Here is a 7,075-nt window from a genome sequence, read left to right as displayed (position 1 = left end):
AAGACCGCGGCCGAAGCCCGGATGTCTGTCTGTCCAGAACGCCTGTTCCTTCATCTGAAGCCTGGGAAACCTTGTCTATACAATCGACGGGTCGTCTATTCTACCCAAGCGCGGCCGACGACGATGCGGGAGTTCAAAACTCCCGATGCGCCCAGCCCGCGCCTGCTTCCTGTACTACTTATCTGTTTATGTAAATCCATTCAAAGAACGCTTCCTCGGTCGCTGTTCGTTTTTAAGCGAAAGCGTTTGCAAAGTTATATCATTTGCCCATTACTTCCAAATATTTCTGCAATTATTTTTCAATTTTCATGCTTTTATCGCCCCGTTATTGACATATATCAAGCATTTCGCCTACTTTCTTCGTTTTAAAAGGCCCACAAAATGCTTGCAATTGCAGCCCTTTGAGGCGATGAAAGCAGTCCTTTTGCCGGCTCAAAGGGCTGCTTTCATCGCCTCAAAGGGCTGCTTTTGCGAACCGGCCGCAACGCGTTGACAGGCAAACGCTACCGGACTGTAGCCACAACATACTCCGACTGCGTTCCGATACGGAACTTCCCACCCCAAATACCGATACCACTGGACACATAATATTGCGTCCGGCCTTTCGTCAACGGACCGTAGGCGTCTTCATAAATCATGTCTTCAATCCAGCTAATGGGCCACACCTGTCCATAATGGGTATGTCCGCTAAACTGAAAATCCACGCCACCGCGCTCCGCTTCTTCTAAATGATAGGGCTGATGGTCAAGCAGAATCACATACTTCGACCTGTCGACGGACTCCATGAGCTGCGCAACAGATTTCCGCCGCTTGTTGGTACGGTCGTCGCGGCCGACGATGACAACGCCGTTCGCCAACTCCGCCACAGAATCACGCAACAAAACGATTCCCGCATCCTTGTAGAACTTTTCGCTATTGGGCTCTCCCGCATAATAATCATGATTGCCCAAGCAGGCATAGACAGGCGCATGCAACTTGCGGAACTCCGCAGCCATGTCGACCTTGAGCAACGGCACCACGCTGAAATCGACAATGTCGCCACCAATCAATATCGCATCGGGCTGCTCGGCATTGATCAATTCCACCCATTTGGCCAAGTCGGCCCGCGTATTATGGTAGCCCAGATGCAGGTCGCTCAGCATGACAAACTTGACAGGACGCTGCAACGGCTTGTCCGACTTCAACTCCAACGGCATTTTCACCTTATTATAATAGTGCAGGTTGGCACCGAGAAAAATGCCGCACACCGTCAGAAACACAAGCGCACTGCCTTTCTGGCTGGCATAAAACCAGGACGCGGGGAACCATCCCACCCATCTGAAAACGTCGATCAGCAGAAATATCAACACCAAATAGAGCAAAACGAAGATGGACGAATAGCCCACCTCGTAACAGGCGGTTGCCACCGGCGTCGGCAAACGGTCGAGGCCGACCAGAAAATTAAAGAACATGCAAAGGAAAGACAGCAACATGACTGCCAACACGACACCTTTATACAAGTTGGAAAAGGGCAACATCAGCCATACATGCCATGCGACGAAGCCGCACCCCGCAAAAGGGAGCAGCAGAAAAATGATAGTCCAAAAGATATTCATACGATAAAATTACATTTAAAAAGAACGGAACACTTCAAGCACGTTCAACAAAAAGCGGCAAGACACGGCCTTCCCGACCGGCCCTACCCGGTCAAAGCCGGGCCATGCGTCGCGCCATCTCACCCTCAAGCGCCACGACGCCGTCACACCAAACATCGAACTCCGGGTCGGCGAGCTGCAATTCTTCATGCCGGAGGATGTTGTCAACCGCCCGCCGGCAGCCTTCCTTGAAGCTCACCTCACTCTTGAAGCCCGGCACAAGACGCTTGAGCCTTGCATTGTCGAAGACCACGGTCGCCGCCTTGTCGCCCAAGAGACTTCCCCGAAGGTCATATTGTCGGCTCGCGGACAAGGTGTGGCTCGAAACATAGCAGGGCTTGAACGCCACTCCCACGCTGTCGGCAATCGTTTGGTAAATCTCGTTCCAAGTGAGTTGCTCGTCGCCCGTGACTTGCACCGTCTCTCCCAGCGCCTCCGCGTTGCCCATCAGGCCGACGAAGGCACGTGCAAAGTCTGTGTTGTGCGTGAGCGTCCAGAGCGAAGAGCCGTCGCCGTGCACCACGACAGGCTTCCCAGCCATCATCCGCCTGACGACCTCCCAACTGCCGCGGCTGCCGTGGATGGCCACGGGCACGGAGCGGTCGCCGTAGGTGTGGCTTGGGCGCACGATCGTCACAAGGAATCCCTCTTCCCGCTCAAGGCGATGGAGCAGCGTTTCGCATGCTTCCTTCCACTGCGAGTAGGCCCAATAGGGATTGCCCAAGGCGGTTTCCTCCGTAAGGACATGGCTTGCCATGGGTTTTGCGTAAGCCGAAGCCGAACTGACAAATATGTATTGACGGGTGGATTTGCCAAAGAAACGAAAATCGCGCGCCACGTGTTCAGGCTCGAAGGCGATGAAATCCGCCACGACATCATACATCTCACCGCCTATCAGCCTGCCTACGTCGTCCTTTCCGACGTCCGCCGTGATGACCTTCACGCCTTCCGGCAGCACGACCGGCCTCAACCCTCGGTTCAACACGGTCAGTTCCCAATCGGGACTCGTCGCCAACAGCGCGGTGACGGCAGAGCTGATTGTGCCTGTCCCACCAACCAGCAAAGCTTTCTTCTTCATGATTTCCCTTTTCATTCGCCACCAAAAGTACGCATTTATTCCGAATGACACGCGCAACTGCGCACGAAATGTAATGTCCGAAGGTGAAAAACACACATTCACGCCCTACTCTCTACAACGCACTTTTTCATGGAAAGCGTGAAAGAATTAGGCAAAATAGTGTATTTTTGTAAACAACAAACATGAAAGAAGCATGAGACACTTGTTATTTTGCTTGGTTCTGACCTTGTTGGGAGCGTGTACGACACGCCATGAAACCGACAAACTGATGGCCACAGACCCACTCCTCCATACCCAACCCGACAGCGCCCTGAAGCTACTCGACCAACTGCAATCCGTAGGTCAGATGAGCGAAGCTGGGGTGATGCACTACACTTGGAACCATGCCATGGCCCACCAGCTATTGGGTATGTCGCTTGAAGAGGACAGTCTCATCCCCAATGCCGTCGACTATTACCGCCGGAACAACGACACGGCAAAGCTTCTTGACAGTTATCTGCTCAAGGCTTCCTACCTGCGATGGACGGGCAAGGACGCGGAAGCCCTGCGCGAATTGGAAGACGGAATAAGAGCGGCCCGCCAAAAGCACGATGACGCAAAATGGATTGCGCTGGTAGGACAAAAAATAGATATTCTCTATCGCAACAACGACTTCAAGAACACCGTGAAAACGATTCGCGACGCACTCGCCCAGCGGTCTTCCATCGACAAGGCCGTGCGTGGCGAACTGCTTTATGTCTTGGCGGTCAGCCTCTCTTTGCTCAACGATTCGCAAGCCGATCACTATTTTGAAGAAAGTATCAGGCTGGCACGGTTGTCACAACAGGAAGACATTGCGGCGGAACGCATGCGCAATTATTCCGCCGCACTGGCGGAAAAAGGGGAATACGGCAAGTCCAACACCCTACTACAGCAACTCTGCAAGCTCGACACCCGCTACAACAGAGCCTCCGCTATCAGAGCGAGCATGGCCAACAACTACATCAACCTGCGCCAATTAGACTCTGCCCGACTCTGCCTGGAGGCTGCGGAGAAGAACGAACGCGAACTGGACGCGCAGGGAAAAGGCAATCTCAATCGCCGCGCCAACATAGAACAACTGCGCAACATCATCAATTTCAGCGATGGCCGAAAAGTTTCCTCACTCCGATTCAACCGCTATTGCGATTCCGTCACGGCCGCAATGCGCGACAAAGAGAACACTTCCATGCGCCGTTTGGAAATGCGCAACCGCCTGCAAGCCGCCAACTATTCCCTGCATCAGGCCAAACTGCATCTGGCTTTGACCATCATTGCGCTCCTGTTCCTGCTCTTCGGCGGCGGCATTGCCGCCTACTGGCTCTACAGAAGAAAGTATCTGCGACTGGCAGAAGCTGAAGAAAGCATCGAGACCTTGAAGCAAATGCTACGTGAAGCGCAAACGGCAAAGCATGAGGAGGACGGAATGCCATCTGATATGGCCGACACCAATCACGAAAACGCTTTCTTCAAGAAGATTCTCTTGCAGCAAATGGGTATCATCCGATTGGTTGCCGGCACGCCCACCAACCAGAACCAGGCTTTGCTGAAACGCATTTCCGCCATTGGCGGTGGAGAGATTCCGGCCGAAGACCTGATTGTCTGGACGGACCTCTACCCCATCATCGACCAACTCTATCATCGTTTCCACTCCCGCCTGACAACAAACTTCGGCGACATTCTCACCGAAAAGGAAACACAGATATGCTGTTTGCTCTGCGCAGGCTTCTCCACCAAGGAGATAGGGGTCATCACCCAACAGACAAACGCCACCATCTATGTGCGCAAGACCGCCATCCGAAAGAAGCTGGGGATGGCGGAAGGTCAGGATATTGTGGAGTTTGTCAATTCCATTTAGCCCTCATTAAGATTTTTCACAGGCCGATTTAGATTTCTCGTTGTCCTGATTTCTGATTATCAACAAGTTACAACAGCAGTATTAAGACTTTTTATTTGATGGTTTAGTCGTTGTAAGACGCATGCTCACGCTAATTTTGCAACAACGAAAAAGATGAAAACCATCAAATAACAAAGTATATGAAACACGTTTCAAGACCAGCGACAATGCTTTTGCTTGTTGCCATTTCGTCTGTGACACAGGCACAAAGCCAGAACGACACGACTGTAACATTACGCGAAGTCACCGTCAATGCACAAACCATCATCCACAAAGCAGACCGCACGTTGCTCGTGCCGACAAGCGAGGCACGGCGCAATGCCTATGACCCTTATGAGCTGATGTTCCGCATGGCGATACCTCATGTGCAGGTAGAGCCTATGACCAAGAGCCTGACCGTCAACGGAGGAGCCGTCCAAATGCGCATCAATGGAATCAAAGCCACACAGACGGAAGTGACGGCACTGCTTCCCAAGGACATCATACGTATAGAATTGATTGAGAATCCGGGGAAACGATACGGCGACGAAAGCCTCGGAGGCGTGATAGACATCATCGTCCGCAACCGTAAAGCAGGGGGATTGTTCAATGCCCAGACCACCAATTCGCCCATTGTCCCGTTCGGCGAGAACACCCTGACGGCCAAATACAACGTTGGTCATTCACAATGGGGAATCAATTATGCCGTCAACTACCGCGACATCCACCACATCCACACCGATAAAACAGAAGAGTTTTTCCTCGAAACGACACGGATACACCGTGAGCAAAGGGGCATGGACGACCATTACAGCTGGCATGACCATGTCGTAGACTTATCCTACAACTATACAAAACCCAACGGTTATACGTTCAACGCGGTCTTGCGCAATTACTACAAGCGGTCTCCCCACCAGAACGAGACGGGTATTTTCGACCATCAGACGACCGCGCATACCGCATTGGACTTCAGCAACCATTCGCCTTCTCTCGACTTATACTTCCAACATATCTTGCCGCATGGACAGACGCTAACGCTCAATCTGACCGGAACGCTCATCAATTCAACCCGCCATCGTCGGTATACGGAACACAACATGAGCGGCCGGCAGCTGGCCGACATCGCCACCGACGTGGAAGGACGCAAGCAAAGCATGATAGGCGAGGTCATCTATGACAAGTCATTCAAGCCCTTCGTGCTGAGCGTGGGCCTGCGCCATTACCAGATGTACGACCGGAACGAGTACACGGGAGCCAGCCCCGTCACGTCGGCCATGCAGCAATCACGCACGTCGGCCTTTGCCGAGATAAAGGGGAAATGGGGCAATCTGAACTATGTTCTCGGCACCGGTGCCACCCGTTCGTGGTTCAAGGAGAACGGAGAGGGCCACACCTACACGACATTCACGCCCACCCTTCAACTGTCTATGGCACCTCATAGGAACGGTTATCTCAGCTATCGTTTCTCCGCCGACCCGCAACTGCCGGCACTCTCGGCGCTCACCGCCGTAGAACAGGCCATCGACACCCTGCAAATCAGCCGTGGCAATCCCGGCCTGAAGACCTATAGCGTGTACAACAACAACTTCAACTACTCCTATAACGTAGGAAAATTCATAGCCATGCTGGCCGCAAACTACAGTTTTCACCACCATCCCATCATGGAAGAGCTGTCCGTGGAAGGCAACCGACTGATTGTCATGCAGGCCAACCAGCGTTCCTATCAAGTCCTGAACATAGCCCCGACCGTCGTATTGCGTGGTCTTGACCTGTTCGGGCTGAAGAATTTCGCGACTTTAAGCCTTGAATGTGGCCTCAACAGCTATTGGAGCAGGGGCCGGACATACAGCCATACGTACAGAAACGTTTATTACAACGCACAGTTCATGATGCAATACAAACGCTTCGCCTTGATGGGACAATTGCGAAAGAGCAGCGACTATCTGAAAGGAGAGACCGTTTTCAAAGGAGAGAACATAACCGTCCTCATGGCCACATGGAGCCACAAGCGACTTCAGCTGGGTGCCGGAATCCTATTTCCCTTTGTCAACAATTACCACACGGGCCGGCAACGCCTGTCCGCCATCGCACCCTACAACGCTTGGACCTATGCCAAAGAATCCGGCAACCTGTTTCTCATCCGGCTGAACTACCACTTCGAGTTTGGCAAAGCCTATCACGCGAGGGACAAGCGCACCCATAACAGCGACACCGAAGAGGGAATCTTGAACCTATAAGGCCACGCCCACGCGAGCGGCATTGTCAAAGAAAGCATTGAGACTTTGGAGCCACTTTGCAAAAGCCGCCCTTTCAGAACGCAAAAGCTGCCTTTTCAGAACGCAAAAGCTGCCTTTTCATATGAGAAAAGGACAGCTTTCGGTCGGTCAAAGCACAGCGATGAGGAGACAACAGCAGCCTTTTCAGCTTGCAAAAGCAGCGCGTTCACAGGCTGAAAGGGCCGCTTTTACA

5 protein-coding genes are annotated in these 7,075 nt (G+C 52.6%); 3 read left to right on the top strand and 2 right to left on the bottom strand.

Features of this window, described 5'->3' with window-relative positions; genetic code table 11:
- A partial coding sequence (locus K334_RS15165; RefSeq protein WP_211225441.1) for a hypothetical protein occupies positions 1-369 on the top strand: 369 nt, incomplete at its 5' end.
- Positions 370-503: 134 nt separating this feature from the next.
- On the opposite strand, the gene K334_RS0107685 is transcribed toward K334_RS15165, so the two are convergent.
- Positions 504-1,595: a metallophosphoesterase gene (locus K334_RS0107685; protein WP_027444778.1), complete on the bottom strand. Its 1,092-nt coding sequence runs from the start codon at positions 1,593-1,595 to the stop codon at positions 504-506.
- A 91-nt stretch (positions 1,596-1,686) separates the two neighbouring features.
- A complete protein-coding gene (locus tag K334_RS0107680) occupies positions 1,687-2,712 on the bottom strand; it encodes an NAD-dependent epimerase/dehydratase family protein (protein WP_025880100.1) in 1,026 nt (341 codons plus the stop codon).
- 193 nt (positions 2,713-2,905) lie between these two features.
- Here K334_RS0107680 and K334_RS0107675 point away from each other — a divergent pair, with 193 nt between their 5' ends.
- Positions 2,906-4,588, top strand: coding sequence for a LuxR C-terminal-related transcriptional regulator (locus tag K334_RS0107675; RefSeq protein ID WP_027444777.1), 1,683 nt, complete (start codon positions 2,906-2,908; stop codon positions 4,586-4,588).
- Between the two features lie 206 nt (positions 4,589-4,794).
- A complete protein-coding gene (locus K334_RS0107670) occupies positions 4,795-6,843 on the top strand; it encodes a TonB-dependent receptor (RefSeq protein WP_154655574.1) in 2,049 nt (682 codons plus the stop codon).
- The last annotated feature ends 232 nt before the right edge of the window (positions 6,844-7,075 follow it).

Origin of the sequence: Segatella baroniae DSM 16972 = JCM 13447 (assembly GCF_000426585.1) — a bacterium.
In the GTDB taxonomy this organism is placed as follows: Bacteria; Bacteroidota; Bacteroidia; order Bacteroidales; family Bacteroidaceae; genus Prevotella; species Prevotella baroniae.
The sequence above is the reverse complement of the archived record's forward strand: the minus strand, read 5'-3'. Positions and strand labels throughout refer to the sequence as shown.

Excerpts from the sequence above, each read along its gene's own strand:
- K334_RS0107685 (WP_027444778.1), bottom strand. The coding sequence starts at position 1,595 with ATGAATATCTTTTGGACTATCATTTTTCTGCTGCTCCCTTTTGCGGGG.
- K334_RS0107680 (WP_025880100.1), bottom strand. The coding sequence starts at position 2,712 with ATGAAGAAGAAAGCTTTGCTGGTTGGTGGGACAGGCACAATCAGCTCT.
- K334_RS0107675 (WP_027444777.1), top strand. The coding sequence starts at position 2,906 with ATGAGACACTTGTTATTTTGCTTGGTTCTGACCTTGTTGGGAGCGTGT.
- K334_RS0107670 (WP_154655574.1), top strand. The coding sequence starts at position 4,795 with ATGCTTTTGCTTGTTGCCATTTCGTCTGTGACACAGGCACAAAGCCAG.